The sequence below is a fragment of the Rahnella sp. AA genome, assembly GCF_002834385.1.
GTDB lineage: Bacteria > Pseudomonadota > Gammaproteobacteria > Enterobacterales > Enterobacteriaceae > Rahnella.
On sequence record NZ_PITQ01000010.1, the window covers coordinates 202,078 to 221,556 of the forward strand.

Annotated in this window: 15 protein-coding genes; 6 read left to right on the forward strand and 9 right to left on the reverse strand. The window is 45.3% G+C overall.

Translation table 11 applies throughout. From position 1 onward, the window contains the following. Genes CWS43_RS21535 through CWS43_RS21545 form a run of 3 tightly spaced genes read left to right on the forward strand, consistent with a single transcriptional unit; the run spans nt 1 to nt 2,824 of the window. The gene (locus CWS43_RS21535; protein ID WP_101079168.1) at nt 1-855 is read left to right on the forward strand and encodes an ABC transporter ATP-binding protein; all 855 of its coding nucleotides are present in this window, start codon (nt 1-3) and stop codon (nt 853-855) included. Further along, nucleotides 827-1,693, forward strand: coding sequence for an ABC transporter permease (locus CWS43_RS21540; protein ID WP_101079169.1), 867 nt, complete (start codon nt 827-829; stop codon nt 1,691-1,693). The genes CWS43_RS21535 and CWS43_RS21540 overlap by 29 nt, the downstream gene beginning before the upstream one ends. Before the next feature lie 39 nt (nt 1,694-1,732). Then, nucleotides 1,733-2,824, forward strand: a complete 1,092-nt coding sequence (locus tag CWS43_RS21545) for an iron-containing alcohol dehydrogenase family protein (RefSeq protein WP_101079170.1) — start codon at nt 1,733-1,735, stop codon at nt 2,822-2,824. A 238-nt stretch (nt 2,825-3,062) separates the two neighbouring features. On the opposite strand, the gene CWS43_RS21550 is transcribed toward CWS43_RS21545, so the two are convergent. The 8 genes from CWS43_RS21550 to CWS43_RS21585 form a co-directional block, all read right to left on the reverse strand. Continuing rightward, a complete protein-coding gene (locus tag CWS43_RS21550; RefSeq protein WP_101079171.1) occupies nt 3,063-4,418 on the reverse strand; it encodes an LLM class flavin-dependent oxidoreductase in 1,356 nt (451 codons plus the stop codon). Nucleotides 4,419-4,458: 40 nt separating this feature from the next. Next, nucleotides 4,459-5,781, reverse strand: a complete 1,323-nt coding sequence (locus CWS43_RS21555) for a KamA family radical SAM protein (RefSeq protein WP_101079172.1) — start codon at nt 5,779-5,781, stop codon at nt 4,459-4,461. A 65-nt stretch (nt 5,782-5,846) separates the two neighbouring features. Beyond that, complete coding sequence (locus tag CWS43_RS21560) at nt 5,847-7,841, reverse strand: class I tRNA ligase family protein (RefSeq protein WP_101079173.1); 1,995 nt, start codon at nt 7,839-7,841, stop codon at nt 5,847-5,849. Further along, the gene (locus CWS43_RS21565) at nt 7,828-9,171 is read right to left on the reverse strand and encodes a SidA/IucD/PvdA family monooxygenase (RefSeq protein WP_101079174.1); all 1,344 of its coding nucleotides are present in this window, start codon (nt 9,169-9,171) and stop codon (nt 7,828-7,830) included. Before CWS43_RS21565 ends, CWS43_RS21560 begins: the two co-directional genes overlap by 14 nt. Next, a complete protein-coding gene (locus CWS43_RS21570) occupies nt 9,168-10,337 on the reverse strand; it encodes a saccharopine dehydrogenase C-terminal domain-containing protein (RefSeq protein WP_101079175.1) in 1,170 nt (389 codons plus the stop codon). The genes CWS43_RS21565 and CWS43_RS21570 overlap by 4 nt, the downstream gene beginning before the upstream one ends. Nucleotides 10,338-10,463: 126 nt before the next feature. After that, complete coding sequence (locus CWS43_RS21575) at nt 10,464-11,711, reverse strand: ATP-grasp domain-containing protein (protein ID WP_101079176.1); 1,248 nt, start codon at nt 11,709-11,711, stop codon at nt 10,464-10,466. 923 nt (nt 11,712-12,634) lie between these two features. Then, nucleotides 12,635-13,792 (reverse strand): MFS transporter, encoded by a 1,158-nt coding sequence (locus tag CWS43_RS21580; protein ID WP_101079177.1) that lies wholly within the window; start codon nt 13,790-13,792, stop codon nt 12,635-12,637. Further along, nucleotides 13,758-14,891 (reverse strand): acetyl-CoA carboxylase biotin carboxylase subunit family protein, encoded by a 1,134-nt coding sequence (locus CWS43_RS21585; protein ID WP_101079178.1) that lies wholly within the window; start codon nt 14,889-14,891, stop codon nt 13,758-13,760. Before CWS43_RS21585 ends, CWS43_RS21580 begins: the two co-directional genes overlap by 35 nt. Before the next feature lie 349 nt (nt 14,892-15,240). On the opposite strand from CWS43_RS21585, the gene CWS43_RS27295 reads away from it, so the two are divergent. The 3 genes from CWS43_RS27295 (at nt 15,241) to CWS43_RS21595 (ending at nt 18,085) form a co-directional block, all read left to right on the forward strand. Continuing rightward, nucleotides 15,241-15,402 (forward strand): hypothetical protein, encoded by a 162-nt coding sequence (locus tag CWS43_RS27295; RefSeq protein ID WP_157825427.1) that lies wholly within the window; start codon nt 15,241-15,243, stop codon nt 15,400-15,402. Between the two features lie 272 nt (nt 15,403-15,674). Then, nucleotides 15,675-16,853 carry an MFS transporter gene (locus CWS43_RS21590; protein ID WP_101079179.1) on the forward strand — a complete coding sequence of 393 codons (1,179 nt, stop codon included), beginning with the start codon at nt 15,675-15,677 and terminating at the stop codon, nt 16,851-16,853. Nucleotides 16,854-16,984: 131 nt separating this feature from the next. Beyond that, entirely contained in the window at nt 16,985-18,085 is a 1,101-nt protein-coding gene (locus CWS43_RS21595; RefSeq protein WP_101079180.1) for an alkene reductase, read from the forward strand. A 16-nt stretch (nt 18,086-18,101) separates the two neighbouring features. Here the strand turns inward: CWS43_RS21595 and CWS43_RS21600 are convergent, their stop codons facing one another. Next, nucleotides 18,102-19,013: a LysR substrate-binding domain-containing protein gene (locus CWS43_RS21600; RefSeq protein ID WP_101079181.1), complete on the reverse strand. Its 912-nt coding sequence runs from the start codon at nt 19,011-19,013 to the stop codon at nt 18,102-18,104. Nucleotides 19,014-19,479 lie beyond the last annotated feature (466 nt).

Consider the following 19,479-nt stretch of genomic DNA (forward strand, 5'->3'; position numbering starts at 1 on the left):
ATGTCTGATATACCGGCTGAATTACCGCCATCTTTACTTCAGGTTCAGGGCGTTAATTTGCAATATCATACCCGCGAACGACGGGTTCAGGCTACGCATGACGTCAGTTTTGACGTCTGGCCTGCGGATCGCTTTGTATTACTCGGGCCGTCAGGTTGTGGTAAATCCAGCCTGCTAAAAGCCATTGGCGGTTTTTTACCACCGGTATCGGGTGATATCCGTTTGGCAGGCAAAAAGGTCAGTAAGCCAGGGCCGGACCGGATGATGGTCTTTCAGGAATTTGACCAGCTTCCCCCCTGGAAAACGGTTCTGGAGAACATTGCGTTTCCATTGATCGCCGGTCGAAAAGTGGGGCGGGCAGAGGCGAATGAGCGCGCTGAGTATTTTCTGCACAAAGTCGGGCTGGGAGCTTTCCGTAACGCCTATCCGCATACGTTATCCGGTGGTATGAAACAGAGGGTCGCCATCGCCCGCGCTCTGGCACTTCAGCCCAAGGTGCTGCTGATGGATGAGCCCTTTGCCGCGCTGGATGCGCTAACCCGACGGCAAATGCAGGAAGAATTACTCAGCTTGTGGGAAGAGGTGCGTTTCACACTGCTTTTTGTGACGCATTCCATTGAAGAAGCACTGATTGTGGGCAGCCGCATTTTATTGCTCTCGCCACATCCGGGGCGCGTTAAGGCTGAACTGAATTGCCACCAGTATTCGCTGGCAGATTCCGGCGGCGAATCTTTCCAGGCCGATGTTTCCCGTATCCATGACTTGTTATTTCCACCGTCTTCTTCGCCGAATCTGACGTCACAGGCGCTATCTCAAGGAAGCCATTATGAACAACCGACCGCCCATCCGGCCTGAATATCAGCGGGATCTGGCCCCTGTCGAAGCGTTCACGCTTGCTGAACCTTTGCCCCTGATAACAAGATTATTCAATCAGGCCTGGTTACGAAAATCCCTGTTGTTATTGCTTTTGATCGGCATATGGGAAGTGGCAGCACGCTGGCAAAATAACGACCTGATGTTTCCCAGCTTCTGGCAAACATTCACCGCCCTACATCAGGATATGGTGAGTGGGGAACTGCCACGGCGGGCATGGCTTTCCGTGAGTTTATTGCTCAAAGGGTACTTGCTGGGCACCTTGCTGGCATTGCTTATCAGCGCATTAGCCATCTCGACGCGGATTGGGCGTGATTTACTCAGCACACTGACTGCGATGTTTAACCCATTGCCTGCAATAGCCCTGTTGCCGCTGGCACTGCTCTGGTTTGGATTAGGTAATGCCAGCCTGGTATTTGTCATTGTGCATTCCGTGATGTGGCCGATGGCCCTGAATACCTGGTCCGGATTTCTGGGTGTCTCCGATACATTGAAAATGGCGGGGCGCAATTATGGCCTGACCGGCTGGCGTTACGTGCTTTGGATCCTGATCCCCGCTGCGCTGCCGGCCATTCTTTCCGGTTTAAAAATTGGCTGGGCGTTCGCCTGGCGCACACTCATCGCGGCGGAATTAGTATTCGGCGCGTCGAGCGGCAGCGGCGGGTTAGGGTGGTACATTTTCCAAAACCGTAATGAAATGTACACCGATCGGGTTTTCGCCGGGTTGATTACGGTGACGGTGATCGGTCTTCTGGTTGAAAGCCTGGTGTTTTCAACCCTTGAAAAACTGACGGTCAAACGCTGGGGCATGCAGAGCTGACGGCGCCACATCTTGACGTTTACAGGGAGAATTAAAGTTATGGTATCGATTAAAACCCCCGAGAATTACCTGCAACAGGCCGGGCTGATAAGCAAAACCGGCGAATATGTTGCTCCTCTTGCAACGCGCGTCCTGATTATTACCGGCCCGACCGCCTGGCGGGCCGCGGGTGAGGCGGTACGGCAAAGCCTGACGGCGCAGGGCATCATTTTTGAAGTGACCCTGTTGCAGGGAAGATGCACGCTGGCAACTTTGCGAAGGTTGTCACAGCAGGCCAGAGAGATGAAAGCGGAGGGCATCATAGGGCTGGGTGGCGGTGCCGTCATGGATACGGCAAAAGGAACTGGTGAACTGGCCGGGAAATTGCCGGTTATTCAGGTTCCGACTATCGCCGCAACGTGCGCGGCCTGGTCGCCATTCAGCGTGCTGTATAATGAGCAGGGGGGGCACGATGGCAGTTTTCCTTTGCACCGGTATCCGGCCTGGATACTGGTCGATACAGAGATTATCGCTGCCGCACCCGTACGTTATTTAAAAGCAGGTATTGTCGATGCCCTGGCAAAGTGGTTCGAATTTAGCCCCTATCAGCATAAGGACGGGAATGACCTTGGGCTTTCGTTGCAGCTACAGGCATCAAAGATGGCGGTCGACGTGTTTGAGAAGTATGCGCCGCAGGCGGTGGAGAGTAACCGCCAGCAGCGGGTGACACCGGCATTAATTCAAACCATTGATGCCGTGATTGCCCTGGCGGGGCTGGCCAACAGCGTACGCGATGAAAGCCACCGGATCGGCGTCGCACATGCGATCCATAACAGCATGACGCATCATAAAATTTTCCACAGCTGGCTTCATGGTGAAAAAGTGGGTTACGGGCTGGCGGTTCAGGCCATTTTACAACACGATAATCCGCACGACCGTGCCCCGCTGCTCCGCTGGCTGACACAAATGGATATCCCCCTGACACCCGCAGCATTGGGAATCGGTGGAGATCTCCACTTGCTGGAACAGCTTGCTGCAGGCGTAAAGATCAAACCAGAAGCCCGCGAGCACCTGCCTTTCGCAACAGATAATGCGAGCTTGTTTAAAGCACTGAAAGCAACACGAAGCACAGATCCTGTCACGGTTTTTTAGCAGGGCATCAGAAAGGTTAATTATTCTTTTCCCCATAGGGGAAAAGAATTACCCGCAGAATTTGTCAATAACGCGAAGGTAGCACCCACCTTCTTCAGATAGTCTGAAGTGCACCCTGTGAGATCGCCCTTCAATGGGTAAAACAAGCGCAAAAGATAACTGTGAATTATCCACCTGTTCAACCGATATTCCGTTTAGTTCAGCCGCAAAAAGCAGTACCCATATTTCTTTACTCTCGTTATGAAACAGATTCGGTGTCCATGAAGAACACGTTTTCCGGATGTTTAAGCCCTAAATTTTCTCTTAAGGTATTCCCTTCATATTCTTCACGGAACAGCCCGCGCCGCTGAAGTTCAGGGATCACGAGATCAATAAAGTCATTCACTCCACCAACAGTGTCTGGCGGCTGGATGTTAAAACCATCGGCAGCGCCTGCATCGATCCATTCCTCCATTTTATCGACAACCTCTTTAGCGGTACCTGCGATGGTGATATGCCAGTCATCTCCTCTGGCGATGGCCCGGTACATGTCTTTGATGGTGTATTTATCTCTCGCTGCATTCTCGAGCAGGAGTTTGCTGAAGTGGCTGTTAATCCACTCGAGTTTTAGTGCTTCAACATCAAGCGGGAAGGGGGCGTTAATATCCAGATGCGACAAATCGCCAAAGAATGGTTTGATCAGGGCATAGCCCACATCGGGTGTGACGAGATCTTGCACTCTGTCCATTTTCGCTTGGGCTTCTTCACGGGTATGACCTACATAAACCATCATTCCCGGCATAACAATGACTTCATCCTCGCGGCCATATTCCCTGGCCTTGGCTTTTATTCTCTGATAAAAAATGCGCGCACCGTCCAGGTCAGGCTGCCCGGCGTAAACAATGTTCGCGTATTTGCCTGCCATTGTTACTGTATTATCGGAGTCTCCGGCTGTGACGAGAACGGGCTGGCCTTGTGGCGATCTCACGATGTCCAGTGGGCCACGGACTTTAAAATGCGTTCCCTCATGGGCGAGGATATGCATTTTGCTGCGATCGACATATAACCCCGCCTCTTTGTCGACAGGAAACGCATCATCGCCCCAGCTGTCCCATAAGCCTTTTGTAACATCAATAAACTCGTGTGCGCGTTCATAGCGAATGGCAGGCTCAGGCCTTTTTTCGAGACCGAAGTTTCGCGCCTCTTCGAGATTATGTGAAGTAACAATGTTCCATCCTGAACGCCCGTTACTAATTTGATCTAAGGTAGCAAAAGACCGGGCAGTTTTATAAGGATGACCGTACGTAGTGGAGATCGTTGCCACCAGCCCGATATGTTGAGTATGTACCGCAATAGCTGAAAGGATCTGCATGGGATCATTTTTATGAACCGCATGACCTTTCGTTTTTGTTCTTGAATCATTCTCTATATGGTGCGAGCCCAGCACATCGGCAAGAAAGACTAAATCAAATTTCACTCTTTCGGCAGCTTTTGCAACATCAATAAAACGCCAAATATTCATCATACTGTCTCGCGGGACTTCAGGCAGCCGCCAGGATGCAACGTGATAACCATGACGCCAAATTGAAAGGCCTAGCTTGATTTTTCGTTTCATGATAATTCCTAATAATAAAATAGAACACTGCTTTGCAGTATTAAAAAATTTCGGTCGAATGAATGCGATTTTTCAACGCCGTCGTTTTCCGGTGCCCATCTGTATGTGGTGATGTCAGGCATTCTAATTGGTCAAACCAGACGGCATTGGGATCATACTTTGCAAGAAAAGGTTTTCTGCATAATGAAGGATCACGAGCCTGTAAATACTGAAGAGAAAGATATTTTTTATCATTAAGTTCAATAATGCCATCAATGCACACTTTACCTTCAGTTGCAGACATTATCGGACCTCTGACCGAGCGTGATAGCCCAGATACTTTGGAATAGGCTTTCTGGAATATGTCATAACATTCTACCAGCGGAACTTCGAAATATTGCTTTGGGCCCGTATCTCGCTCAACGAACATGTAGTAGGGAATACAACCCAACTGAACCTGTTGAGTCCACAAATCTATCCATGTCTCAGGTTTGTCATTAATATGTTTTAACAAAGGCGCCTGGGTTCTGATGACGGCGCCGGTTGCCAGTATTCGTTTTATTGCCTGTTGGGTTTCTTTCGGTGCAAGTTCCCTTGGATGATTGATATGAGCCATAAATGCTAAATGTCTTCCGCTTGCCGTGATTTTTTCAAATAATCGCATTAAATCATCAGCATCTTCATCACTGGTGAATCGTTGTGGCCAGTATGTTAGAGCCTTTGAGCCAAACCGGATGGTTGTAATATGCGTTTCATCGAGTAGCGGTTGAATATAACGCTCCAGTATGCGTGTGCGCATAATCATTGAGTCGCCGCCCGTAATTAATATGTCAGTAATTTCCGGATGAATTTTAAGGTAGTCTATTAACTGGCGAATATCCCGCGACTGGAAACGTTCCTCTATATCCCCAACAAACTGAGCCCATCTAAAACAAAAGCTACAATAGGCATGACAAGACTGACCTGCACTGGGAAAGAACAACGCTGTCTCATTATATTTATGTTGAATACCCTGAATTTTCTGATCATTAATTGTGGGTACGTTAAATGCCTGACCCGAAGGATGGGGATTCAGCTCTGTACGCACGTCTTTGATGACGTCAAGCAACCCCGCACGGCTCCCACCCAAAGCATGACGTATACGACTAAATTGTGAGTCAGCTAACATGCCAGATTGGGGAAATACCAATTGAAAAAGAGGATCACTGATACCGGCATCCCAATCAATCAAGTTTTCCAAATAAAAAGAATTAACACGAAAAGGTAAGACCTCCGAAATAACATTAAATGTCTCTTTATAATCGACAGGTAGTTTATTCCAATAAACTGACTCCCGGAATTTATTGGCATTCATCGGAAGAAATGTAGTACTGACGTTTGACATTGTTACTCCTTTCATTAAAAAAATAGTAAATTTTTGAAAAAAACATGATTAAATAGAACGCTATTTTAAATATTCCCAACGGGATTTATTATTTCAGCGGACATCCAGTCAATAGAGAACAAGGCGAATGAAGGGTTCTGTATATCGAACTTTTCGTAGAGACCTTGTGTAAATTCGGGAGTAATTGGGTTTAATGCTGTCGCCAGAGAAATAAGAGCACGCGCAGCTAATCTGGCCCGGGTTCTGTTCAGTGCCGAATGTGTAAACGCGGGCTTTTGTTGCAATGCTGAATCCAGGCAGAAGGTGGTGATCTCATCCACGAAGGTTTCAACATTGCGCGTTATTTTACGAATATCAGGCATGTAGAGCGAATAGCTTTGTTTTATGGTGGCAATAAACAGAGACGTTGCTGCAAAGAAGGAATGGCAATCGGCACACCATTGTCCGGGGCCGGGCAAGTTTTTATTCTCGACGAAAGGCTTAAATACACCGTTAACCGCGTCGAGCATGGCGGGCAGTTGCCCTGACCAAAACTCCATATTAAAGCGTTCAAATTCGGAGCGATGAAAGTCCACTTCATTACGGTGGGTCCGGTTTCTGCAGAGATAAAAACGTAGCGCCTCAGCATTTTCAGCGGTGACATACTCATCAACCCAAATTGCATGATTGCGCGAGGTAGAAAACTTCTGCCCCTCGAGCAGCATCATTTGGTTCGGGATAACGTAAGCGGGCATGAATTCGCGCATTCCCAACGCTGCCAGAACAGCAGGGATGACAAGCAGACGACCAAAAGCATTATCAACCCCGAAGAGAATCGCCAGCTCAGGCAATTCATCGCCGGTTATTTCATACCAAAGTCGGGTTTCTCCTTGTAATGCACACATTTGCTCAATGGCGAGCAAATGGCGTGGGACATACTCCATAGGGACAGTGAACTTCAGATTTTCTAATCCAGCAATATGTACCGGAACTCCCGCACTGTTGGGGTTCGTCAGACAAACTTCCGGTAATCCGCGACTGAGCCAGCTTTCCACAAATAATTTTGCAAACGCCGGAAGGCTCGTGCTGGCTGCAAAACGTTCAAGTTCATTTTCCAGTGCATTAAGCCGCAAAAAAAGTCGTTTGAGAGGACGATGTTCCAGAGGGGCACCGCGCAGATTGACAGGGTTAATCAGTTCGGCATCAAGTACCAGCGCCCCGCATCCCTCACATTCAGTGCCTGAAGATTCGCCGCCACAGTAAGGGCATTCGCCATGAACAAAGGCATCAACGCAAAATTGAAGTGTTTCGGGGTCATAAGGTACGTTGTGAGTTCTTTCAACAATCAGACCATCGGCCATCAGTTTTTCAAGTACTTCATACACAATGGCATCTGATCGCGTCGTTGGACGCGTTTCAAGAAATATATCCTGCTCAACGCCCAGCAGTCGCAATGAATGTTTTAATCTACGGGTATTCGTTTCTGCCAGACTGTAGTAATCAGTCCCTGCATTAACAGCGGCAATCTGAATGTGTTCCAGATGCCCATGCGTACCCTGCACCTGATATGTTTCTCTTCCCGACATTCTGGCGGTTCTGGTCAGTACATCTGCCACCATAAAAGGCCCCGCAGCATGACCCAAATGCATTCCTCCGTTAGGTGTCAGCATGGCAGGAACGATCAGTAATGGTCTTGCTGAATTCGGTGAAAGAAGTGCATCTTCAGTTGTGAGGCGTTCGAATATTTCTCGGTGATGCCACCATACGGTTTGCATCACAGCGTTTTCTTGAAGTGCTTCAATTCGATGGCGGCAAAGAGGTTCTACACGAATACTGTCCCCAGCCTGTAGAATAATATCTTTACCATCAAGATAGACTCGTACAGTGCCGCTAATAACAGTCCAGAATTCCACTTCCGTATGATTATGACGTTCGGTGCTACTGCCTGGAGTCAATTTTAAAATGCGGATTGAAATATCTGAAGCTTCGGGTACAGGGTTGATACGATAAATACCCTGTTCCAATAGGGCATTTGACAGGGATTCATCTCGCATGATGTTAATAACATTAATGTGTGACAATTTTATAATCCTTATTATTGAGAGCGTCAGGAAGTGTCCCGTTGCTGCCAGTTTCTCTTTCGCAATGACGCATATTTTTAATTAGTGCATCGCCTATCACTTTTCCTCTTTCAGAAATGCCTGCAAGAGTGTGCTCTGTGGGGCCATGCTGTGCCTGCGAATGGTTGATAAGAAAAATATCCGGAGAGGCTGGTGCTCCGAACTGCACAGAGAAATCATCCTTTACGACTAAGTCGTCATCAATGCATTCTGGTTTTAGCGAATTAATCAATGATTTATGCAGAGTGTTTTCAAATCCCGTAGCGCATACAATCAGATCGGCTGTGATTGTCACTGCCGTTTTGTCTGGCTGCGTCTGTTGTAACGTGATGGCAATCTTATTTGCCTGTTCTTCAGCAGCTTTTATTAAAGAATACGGGTAAAGATATAAACGCTGCCTTTGGTCGATGCGATCTGAAAATGTTTGCTCGTAGATAGCAGACAGCACATCATCCGTAACGGTGGCGTAATTCGTATTTCTCAAACCAGACAGCATGTTCTTGCGCCCGGCTATGTCATAGCTGAAGAAATCTATTGCTCGTGGATAGGTGTAAATATCGTTGACGAAAGGGTTTGCATCCGTTGATTTGAAGAGAAAATCGCGGGAAATCACGCTGACTTTTCCAACGTCGGTTTTTTCAAGCAAGAATCGAATTATTTCACCCGCACTTTGTCCACGCCCGACAATTACAACATGGCTTTCAGCGGATAACGCTTTAGCCGACGTCCTATTTAAGAACTGACTGGAATGTATAATCTGCTTACTTTCAGAAAGTAATACCTCGGGGATAAAAGGTTTATGTCCCTGGGATAATACTAGTTGTCGGGTTTTAATAATTTCAGTTTCACCCGCGTCATTTGTTAACGTGACCTCCAGAATATCTTTTCCATGAGCCGACGGAATGTTTCTTAGCTTACGAACTTCGCAGTTATAAGAGATGAAATTTTGAAATTTTGATGCTATCCATTCGAGATAATTAGAAAATAGATTTCTGGATGGATAATATGTATTCAGATGCATGAATTGATAAAGTAATTTTTCTTCTTTAAGATAATTGAAAAATGTATAAGGGCTGGTTGGGTTCCTTAAAAAGGCCAAATCTTTCAATAAAGAAACCTGTAAAGTGGAAGTTGGTAATGCCAATCCAGGGTGCCAGCTGGCATTTTCTCTTTTCTCGACCAGGCGTATGTTATGTCCACTCTTCAAAGCACCGGCTTCATCGAGGTAACTTAAGACCGAAAGATTAGCAGGTCCCGCACCGACGAGTAAGATATCTAATATCGTGCTCATACTGCCTCCGTAATGATGGATGTTAATGTTCCAGAAGTGGTAATTTCGACATGTTGAGATGTTTTTATCTTCTGCAAAAAGTTTAAACCTATCTGCGTTGCAGGTTTTTCATGAGGATAGATTATTCCGGCAAGATCCATTTCAAATAAGGCCTCCGTTGCTGTGAGAGCAAAGGCACAGGTCATGAATGCCATAGCAGAAATATCTGGCTCGGGTTGAGAGGCTTTAATCACTAATTCCCCTTTTTCACCCAATTGATTCATGTGTTGCCATTTGCACAAAACGAAATCATTACTTGTCGTTTCGTCTGAATGACAGGTGGTGGTGAGCAGGGTGTCGGTTAGTTCCCTAACACTGGTGTTTAATTCTCCAATATTAATCTTCTGTGGGGAAAGCAGACCTAATGCCTGACATGCCCGCGCAGCATGGGAAAAACCCGGCCAGCGCAGCGTATTTTGTGCGAAATTAACCACATGTTTTTGGAAATATTCCGCAGTGGTTGCGAGCATCGCATCATCAAAGGCTTCAAGAAGACCAACAGAAGGGAAATATTGATATTTCACTTCGGCGAATCGCGGTGCAGATAACAGCTGACACTGCTTTATTGTTAAGGCCGGACGAGGCTCAATAGGCAACCTTCTGCCAAAAGTTAACCGATAACCAAAAGGCCCTACCGGGATTTCCGGCAGCCCCCCACAGTAGCTTTCAATGGTGTGGCTTTGCGGGTTTCGCTTCAAAATATAGGAAGATATTGATTCCATCAGCCCCGGTTCCAGACCAGTTCCTAACAATATCGGATGTTTACTGTTAGCCATTGATGGGATTAATGAATCCTCCAGAGCAGGGCGGCCCAGTACAATCACAGGACAGACATCCAGCGATGCCAGCGTGTTGATAAGAGAGCGTGCCTCATGCCACGAAATGGCAATAATAATGGCATTAATTCCCGCGGGAACAGAGATCGTCGCAGTACTTTCCTGTACAACTTTAAGACTTAATTTTCCTGAGGCGACAAGTTCATTAAACTTCAGTGAAATCGCATCTAGAATATCCGGATTTTTATCAAATAAATAAACCCGCGCGCTTTTGTCTATAGCCATTTTGAGTAAGGTCTGCCCCATGTTACCGGCCCCAAAAATGGCAATACTCTTGTCTTGCAATGACATGACGTTAATTCCTGAATTAAATATATTTAAAAATCTTGAACGAAATTAATAACCGAAATACGCCAGAACCGTTAATGTAATATTCCGGCGCAAAGTTTAAATCTGAGTAGTATTGTTATAACTTCTTTATTTAATGTTAATACTTAATGATGCTGTTACGTTATCCAGCGTTTTTAAAAGAATTTCGTAAGATGGGGCATGAGCGACAACAGATACGACTCGGTGAGTGGTATAACTCTTAGGCGGCAGGCTAATTGAGCTGCCCAATGGGATTTCAGTCATTACGTTATCCAGCCCTCCAATATCTAAAATTGCCTGATCATATCCAGACAGACCTAAAAATTGGCCTTCTTTTTCTGCAAAGATATAACGTATGCCAGCATAGGACATATCTCGCAAAGGCTTCAGATTCGGCACTGCCCCTGTAGCAACTTTGATAATGTTGGCAACATGATCAACTCCCGTACTCCTTGGCACCAAATGCGTCGTGATATAACCTCCGCCTGGACGCCCGTTGATTTCAATGAGAGTAAATTTATTATTTTCAATTTTCCCCTCGATATGCAAAGTACAGTTGTCGCAGCCTGTAGCCTGAACAATGGCAACAATTTTACGTTGCACATCGAGTTTTGCTTGATCAGAGGCCGCTGAGGGGAATATATGTTGTGATTCAAAGGGGAAGGGGGAGGTGGTTGATTTGTCAGTAATTCCGACAATATCCACAATTCCACGGTGTACCAGAACTTCAACACTGACTTCCTGTCCCTGAATATATTGTTCGACAATAAATTCGTCACCATGTTGATTGAAGATTGGATCATTATCTGCAGACACTAGAGCATGGAGATTGCTGATAGCGGATGCCAGATCTTGCTCGCTTTTAAGAATAAATATCCCTTTGGAACCATTACCTCCTGTCGGTTTTACAACCGCCGGATAACCTAATCTCCCCATAGCGGTATACAGTTCGTCAAGAGAGGATATTTTAACAAATTGTGGGGAAACACCTTCAATCCCTGAAATGGCCTGACGTGTCAAAAATTTACTTCTGATGATTCGAACCGAATCAGGTGACAATCCAGGCAATGATAAAGCCTGATTTATTCGGGCAACAAAACCAAGTTCCAAATCTGTCCAGCTAAAAGCACCAACAACGTTATGACGGGAAGCGACATCTTTAGCTACCTGCAATCCAACTTCATAATCAGACGTATCACACTCATGCCATTCTAAAAGGTGTTCTTTAGCCATTTCAGGTATTGCTCGGCCAATTAGGACAACGGAAAGGCCTAATCTTTTTGCCGCTGCCAGAGCCTCGAATCTTTCGTTATTTGTTCTTCTCAAACCTGCAAAAATCACGACTGAACTATTCACATAAACTCCGTTATCAGGGTGGGTAGATACATTTAATTAACATTTGTTTTCAATCGCCATCTTATGATTTGGGTTAAGTGAAGTAAACAATAAATATATTTACGGATTGCAATTTATGTTTTTGAGAAATCTTCATGACGCCAATAGTTGAATTTAAATTTTCTATAAAAATCATATAGTTAAATTCAGTAAATATTTAATAAAATAGAAATGATTGTTAATAAATAACATGATAAATTAACAAAATACCATTTTGAATTAATGCAAATGGATGATAATGGCTTATAAACTATAATGTCTCAAATATTTAAAATAATTAATTGAACTTTTTATACGATTATGGTTACATAATATTAACAGCTTAAGCAGCAAAATCACCCCAACTTAAATGAGTAAGGGACATTTGTTATGCATTATTTTTTTGTTTATTGAGCATTGCAATCACACCAAAGCATGCAAGCAGCCTTCAGTTCCTCTAAAGTGTTTTAAAATATTACAGCCAAATAATTGTTGCTTTATAGTTAAACCTTATAACCAGTTTCTTCTGTAACAGTTTTTTTTTCGCATAACGAGCCTGGTCTTTCATATTTGTGTTTTAAAAAAGTTTTTTCGTTTAATTTAATAGCGTCAATAGAATTAAATACTAATTAGTTATGATTTTTAGTGGAGTATTTCCTCATGAGCCGCCCCATAATAAATAATATGGTGTTGCTGGGTCACCTGTAATGTTTTAGAGGAATATACTTGTTCCTGTAAGCTATAAAACGATAGTTTCCAGGTGTGTTTTTATTAGAGTACATATCAGAATTGTATGATTATGAATTAATCCTAATAGTATCTAAAAACAAACGATTACTTTTTCCGGAGAGGGATTAATGACAGGCATAACCCGGGCTGTTAGATATTGCCCAGGTCATTTAAGATTACGCGGGAGATGTAGTGTTTCGACTGCAGAAAAGACTGATCAGAACGGTAATACCGGATATGGCAATGAAAATAATATGAAATAGCGGGTGATGTTCATTTGTCCATACAGCAAATACAGCACCGAGACTTTCACCAATGCCTACGGCAAGAATAGAGAGTGAAAAAATAGCTGTTCTTTCAAATTCTTTGGTATTGAAAGACATAATACTTTGGTATGCAGGGATAGCGATGATTTCAGCGGTACTCACCAAAAATAGAAACAGGTAAAGCATTACCAGCGAGTTCTGTAGTGATAACACGAAGAATGCCAATCCGAAAAGCAAAAATGAGATGATGAGTTTGGTGTTATCAGTCAGTTTGTCGATTAGAACATTGACCGGATAGGCAAGAATTAATACAGCTACTCCGTTCAGGGCGGTCACTGTCCAAACCAAATCTATTCTGTGCAAACGGTCTATTACGAAGAGTGGCATTGTGGTTAACGCTAGCGAATAGATAAACCACACTAGTGTAATGAGTAATAGTGTCAATAGAATGACTTTCTTCCTGACTAAATTCATTATAGCTTTGAAAAAATGTCCTTGTTTTGGAAGCGTGATTTTCCTGGTTGCCCAATAGGTATATGCGCAGGTCAGCGTAAACAATACAGACATCGTTTCGAACATATAGACCGGACCGACGTGTTGATAAAGCATTCCCAGAAGTAGTGCTCCACCACTCGACGCTAGGTTTGTGACGGTGCTAAGTAACGAATAATTTAAAGAAAGAGACTGGTTTTTCAAAAAGGAGGTGGCGATACGGATGACTATTGAGTTATTGCCATAGAATAGACCAACTAAAAATGCACCCAGATAGAGGTCAGTAATTCCGCCGCGAGATAAGAGGTAGAAGCCCAATCCTCCGAGCAATTGCAGTATTGCGAGCAACAAAGGAAAGTTTATCTTATCCAGATAGGGGGAGAACGCTAAACGGCCAATTCTTGAAAAAAATATTAGAGTAAATATTATGCCACTCGTATTTCCTGCAGACAGTTGTAAGTTTTCATGAAGATAAGCAATTAATAACGCCTGAGGTGCAAAAAAGGCAAAGGCGCCGATGAAATCCTGAATAAGTATGATCTTAAATATTGAAGAGTTTCGAAATGCTTTTTGCATTGTTCAGCGCCTCCTCATAACTTGCACCTTCTGCACACACTAAATTGCGTTCGCCGAGATAAGCGTGCCCCACAAATCCTGGTTTTTTCGCCAGATCCGGTGGTAATGTTAAAGGACGGCTTACCCCCTTAGATTCTGACCATACCGCCATCTGCTTTTTTTTCTCTGCTTTATAGCAAAGGGTATCTGTCAACTGGCTTTGCCATATATTGATACCTGACGTATCCGCAGCCATCACTGAGATAAAATCTCCTCCTACACGGTTATGAATTTCTCCCAGAATGATACCCGAATCCGTGTCCCAGAATTCGGCGTGGATCAAGCCGTATTCGATGCCAATTACGCTACAGGCATGCTCCACCAGTGCCTGAGCCATATTTTTCTTTAGCGTATCAAGGCTGTTGCCTACCGGATTTACATGTCCTTGCTCGAAAAAAGTCTCTGAAAATAAAAACTTTTCAGTAATATTTAACATAGTGAATTTCTTTCCTACGAAAATCGCTTCGAGGCTATATTCTTTGCCTTCAACTTTTTCTTCTAGGATAAAAGGGTATCCCTCAGGTGGGATCAGAGGAATAATTTTTTCGATATTACTTGAACAAACAGAATATACCCCGCGACTTCCTGCATCGGTCACAGGTTTAAGAATAACTTCCTGACTGGAAAAAGTTGTTCTTAATTTATCTCGAATTTCGTCTGCTGAATAACATAATAAAGCACGAGGCTGGCTGATTTCGCATTTCCTTAAAATTTCGCGACAGAGAAACTTGTTTTGTATCAGCATGATGGTTGCAGGGCGTGTCCATGAAGAATCTAATAATATGTTGAGTTTACTATTTACAAACTGGAGTTTTTCGCGGAAAGCATAACTTCGCTGTATATAAGGATATTTGGCCAACAAATCGCGCATTGACTCGTCATCGTATTTATTGGTTACAACCACTTGATCGGCTTTTTGCGCTTTGTCGCCAAAAATTTTGAGGTTCTCCTCTGTATCCGTAAGGAGGGTTTTATAGCCTGCTTCTCTGGCCTCCTCGATTAAAGAAGGTCCCTGTACAACACTTGCACCGCCCAGTAACAACAACCATTTATCTTGCACCCGTTACCCCTCAATTTTTCGAACGCCAGAACAAAGAATGCATTACACCATGATTCAATGCACTCATAACAAACTCTTAACTTACTTGTGATAAATTACATCATAACCAAAATTTATCAAGACTATAAAGATTGTTTTTTTCATTTAAAACAACGGCATGAAAACATTTCATACAGTACTTTGAACCATTAAAGCTACACATGCCATATTTTGTATCGCAACATTATTTTATACACACTGTTTGCACTAATATTGAATAAGTTGAGTTAAAATCCCCCTTTCTGGCCGCTTGGGTAAGGTTCGCTACTTTCATCAGTAGTCTTTATGCTTACTATCCAGACTCAAACATATGCGCCAACTGAAAGAGGATGATCCGCGGCTGAAGAAACGGGTGGCCGATCTCAACCTCGACAAGGCGATGCTGCAGGACGTGCTGGCAAAAAAGGAGCTGACGCTGGCGCGCCGGCGAGAATGGGTCTGGGATTTAGAGGCCCGATACGGTGCCAGCTAAAGACAAATCTGTTTTGCGCTACGGCTCAGCCGCAGTTCGTTTCGCTATTTCCAACTTAGTAGTAATCCTTGCCAGCGATTTTACCAATATCTGTAATGCGTTAATTGAAGAAGTTATGTCTTAAAAGAAAGTCCTGAACAGGCATTTTCGACCATTCAGAATTCAGGGAAAATACTCTCCCCGGGAAAACCGGCTATAACAGATAACTATTCCCAAATGGTTATTTAAAACTCAAATACTTATTTGCGATTTTTTGTCGTTCAGGTATCTTTATGCAAAATAAAAGCACATTGCTTTTACTGGCCTTATCTGTGGCTGTTTTCGGCGTTATCACCACCGAAATTGCGATTATCGGGTTGCTGCCAAAACTTGTTTCTCAGCTTCATGTTACGCCCACGCAGGTTGGATTTCTGGTCAGTGTTTACGCCATTATTGTCGCGGTAACAGGGCCTTTTATTACCCTGATGCTCTCCGGATTTAATAAAAAATATGTTCTGCTAACCATCCTTATTGTTTTTATTATTTCGAACCTGATATACGCAACAACAGATGTCTTTAACCTGATGCTGGTATTCAGAATTCTCCCCGCACTGGCACATGCTGTTTTCTTCGCGGTTGCTCTGGTGGTCGCCGCCGGTTCAGTCCCCAAAGAAAAAAGTGCGGGTGCTGCGGCGAAAGTCTTCGCCGGTGTGGCTATCGGGCTGGTGCTGGGCGTGCCGTTAAGCGCATTGATCGCAGAACATCTCTCGCTTGCCGCAGCCTTTTACTTTGGTGCCGCCGCGTGTCTAGCCGCTTTCGTGGGAATACTGTTCTTTGTGCCCTCCATGCCAGTGAAAGATAAAGTGTCTTTTGGTAGCCAGGTCAGGGTTCTGCGTAAGGGTAAGCTTTGGTTAACCATCTCAACGGTGTCATTCATCTTTGCCGCTATGTTTTCAAGCTTCAGCTATGTGGCTGATTATTTATCAAAAATCACTCAACTGGATAACAACTACATCAGTGCCATGCTGATCCTGTTTGGGGTTTGCGGTTTCGCCGGCAACTTTGTTTTCAGCAGCTTCCTGCAGAAAAACGTGGTGAAAACCACCCACGCCTACCCGCTGATGTTTACATTAGTCCTTTTGATTGTCTGGTGGCTGGGCTTTTCCCCGCTGGCAATGTGTGTGCTGACTGTATTCTGGGGTGCATTCCACTCGTCCGGACTGGTCATCAGCCAGACCTGGCTGATGCGGGAAGCCAGCCAAGCACCTGAATTCGCCAACAGTTTATATATGTCATTTTCAAACCTGGGGATCACGATAGGTTCACTGGTCGGGGGCTGGTTTATTGCTCATCTTGGCACTCACTCTGTCGTTCTGAGCAGCATTATTTTCACTCTGGCTGCCTTCCTGAGCATTTATATTAAACACCGCGCTGACCGGTCAGACACCCGGGTTATTGAAAAATTAGCCTGACTTTATTGAGTTTGAAACTCACCATCCCAGATTATTGTAGAATTTATGGAGCATCTGTTCGGAAAAAATAGATGTTTCATTCTCCACTCCAGACTCGCATGATTTATACAACTTAATTGCAGGAGCATAAAATGGAACAATTATTTACCCCGTATAAAATGGGTGACATTGAGATTTCAAACCGCGTAATAATGGCGCCCATGACAAGGTCACGTGCCAATAAAGGGGACACTGCCGATACATTAACTGCCGAATATTATCGCCAGCGAGCGTCCGCAGGGTTAATTGTCACGGAAGGTTCTCAAATCTCGGTTCAGGGACGGGGATATTTGTTCACACCCGGCATTTATAATGAGGAGCAGGTTAAAGGTTGGGAACTGACAACCCGGGCCGTGCATGAGAAGGGCGGAAAAATCGTTCTTCAGCTCTGGCACGTAGGGCGTATATCTCACCCGACGCTCCAGGAAAACCACGGGGTGACGGTTAGTTCAGTGGCAGTTAAAGCTGAAAATTCGACCTGCTATGCGCTTGATGAAAACGGAAAACCAGGACCGGTGCCGGTCGTAACACCTCGGGCGCTGAGCATTGAAGAGATCGGTAGCGTTGTGCAAGATTATGTCCATGCGGCCAAAAATGCCATTCGTGCCGGATTTGATGGCGTAGAGATCCATGCCGCAAACGGATACCTGCTGGAACAGTTTATTAATGGTGGTCTGAACATTCGTGAAGATCAATACGGCGGCCAAAGCCATGAAAATAGGATCCGTTTAGCCCTGGAAGTGACAGACGCGGTTTCGCAGGCCATCGGGGCAGGCAAGACAGGCATCCGCCTGGCGCCGTTCGGACGTCTGTTTGATATGCATGCTTTTGAGGGAGAAGAGGACACCTGGTTAATGCTCGCAGAGCAACTCAGTGCCCGTAATCTGGCCTTTGTCCACCTGAGTGACCAGCAGACGCTGGGCGCACAGGCAATACCGGAAGGATTTGGCACTAAATTCCGCAATGCTTATAAGGGAACGCTGATTATTGCCGGCGGGTTTGATAAACAAAGTGCGCAAGCCTGTCTGGCGAAAGGCGATGCTGACCTGATTGGCTTCGGACGTCCTTATATTTCGAACCCCGACCTTGTTGAACGAATGAAAAACGACTGGCCGCTGACCGAGCCAGATCGTGCCACCTTCTACGGCGGCACGGAGTATGGCTATACCGATTATCCATTCTATTCAAAATAGTATTTAGAGCAGGCAGTTAATCCAGCAGGCCGTCTTCTGCTGCTTTAATCAGGTCATCGACAACGTGACGGATTTTTGGCAGTAGCTGACGGCTTTGTGGCCAGAGTGCGCTGACAGGCATCTCCCCACCGGCAAAATCAGAAAGCACTTCTTTCAGTTCACCGCTTGCCAGATATTTCCCCACCAGCCACAAGGGCAACTGCGACAAACCGCAACCCGCTAAGACGGCAGATAACATTGCGTCCCCGTCAGATAATTCGTGGGTAGCCGGGGGGATATAACGCGTTATCTTGCTATCGGGTTCTTTGAATATCCAGGATATTGGCTGATTCCTGCGGATACCCACCACACACTGATGCCGGGACAATTCAGCCGGAGTAAGGGGTTCACCGTTGTGCACCAGATAATCCGGTGAAGCACAAATCACCAGCTTTTGCGTGGTCAACCGGCGTGCGACAAGGCCGCTGCTGTCCGCCAGTTCACCAATACGAATGACCAGATCAATGCCTTCTTCGATAAGATCTACAAAACGTTCGCTGAACGTGATTGTCAGGGCAAGTTCAGGATGCTGGCGCGTAATGTTCAGTAGAAGAGGGAGGATACGCTGTCGTCCAAAAGCCGCAGGCAGATCCACCCTTAATCGCCCGGAAGGATGGGCAATGTGCGAGGTCAGCTCAGCTTCCGCCTGCTCGAGAATATCAATGGCGTTCTGGCAGCTTTCCAGAAATTTTTCGCCGTCTGGCGTCAGGCTGAGCCTGCGCGTGGAACGTTGAAACAGTTTTAAGCCAAGGCGTTCTTCAAGACGGCCAACGCTTTTGCCCACCGCCGATTTTGTTAAACCCAGGTGTTCTGCAGCCGCTGTAAAACTGCCTTGCCGTGCCGTTGTAACGAAAGCATTGATGCCGCCCAGGTGGTCTGTTTTTCGCATAGCGTCGCTTCTGTTTGCCTGAATGATTGGATCGTCAGGGCTGGCCTGTACCAACCTGACACGCCGCACTTAACCGGATTGTGTCGAGAATAGTAGATTACCTGCGATAAGACATACAGATTGGTGAATTTATGTCTCCACAGATGCGAACAAAACGAAAATACATTCGCCACGTGGATTGCGCAGCATTACGCGACTGACTGATTATCAGAATTCACGTAGCGCGATCAGTTTGAGAAGCAGAATTCAGCAGGAGAGGCGTTCAGGAAAGCCAGAACTGATGTCGGGTGCGTGGATTGACATCCTATTTAACATAATCATGATTATGCGTACCTTATATGTTAGTGCAAAGCGATAATGTCGTGTTTTAGCAAAGTTAAAATGTCGTACTCCGGTTAGCCTGTTCTTATTCAGGCAGCCAGGAGTATCACTATTATGTTGGTCACCATGAGCCAGAAAGAACTCG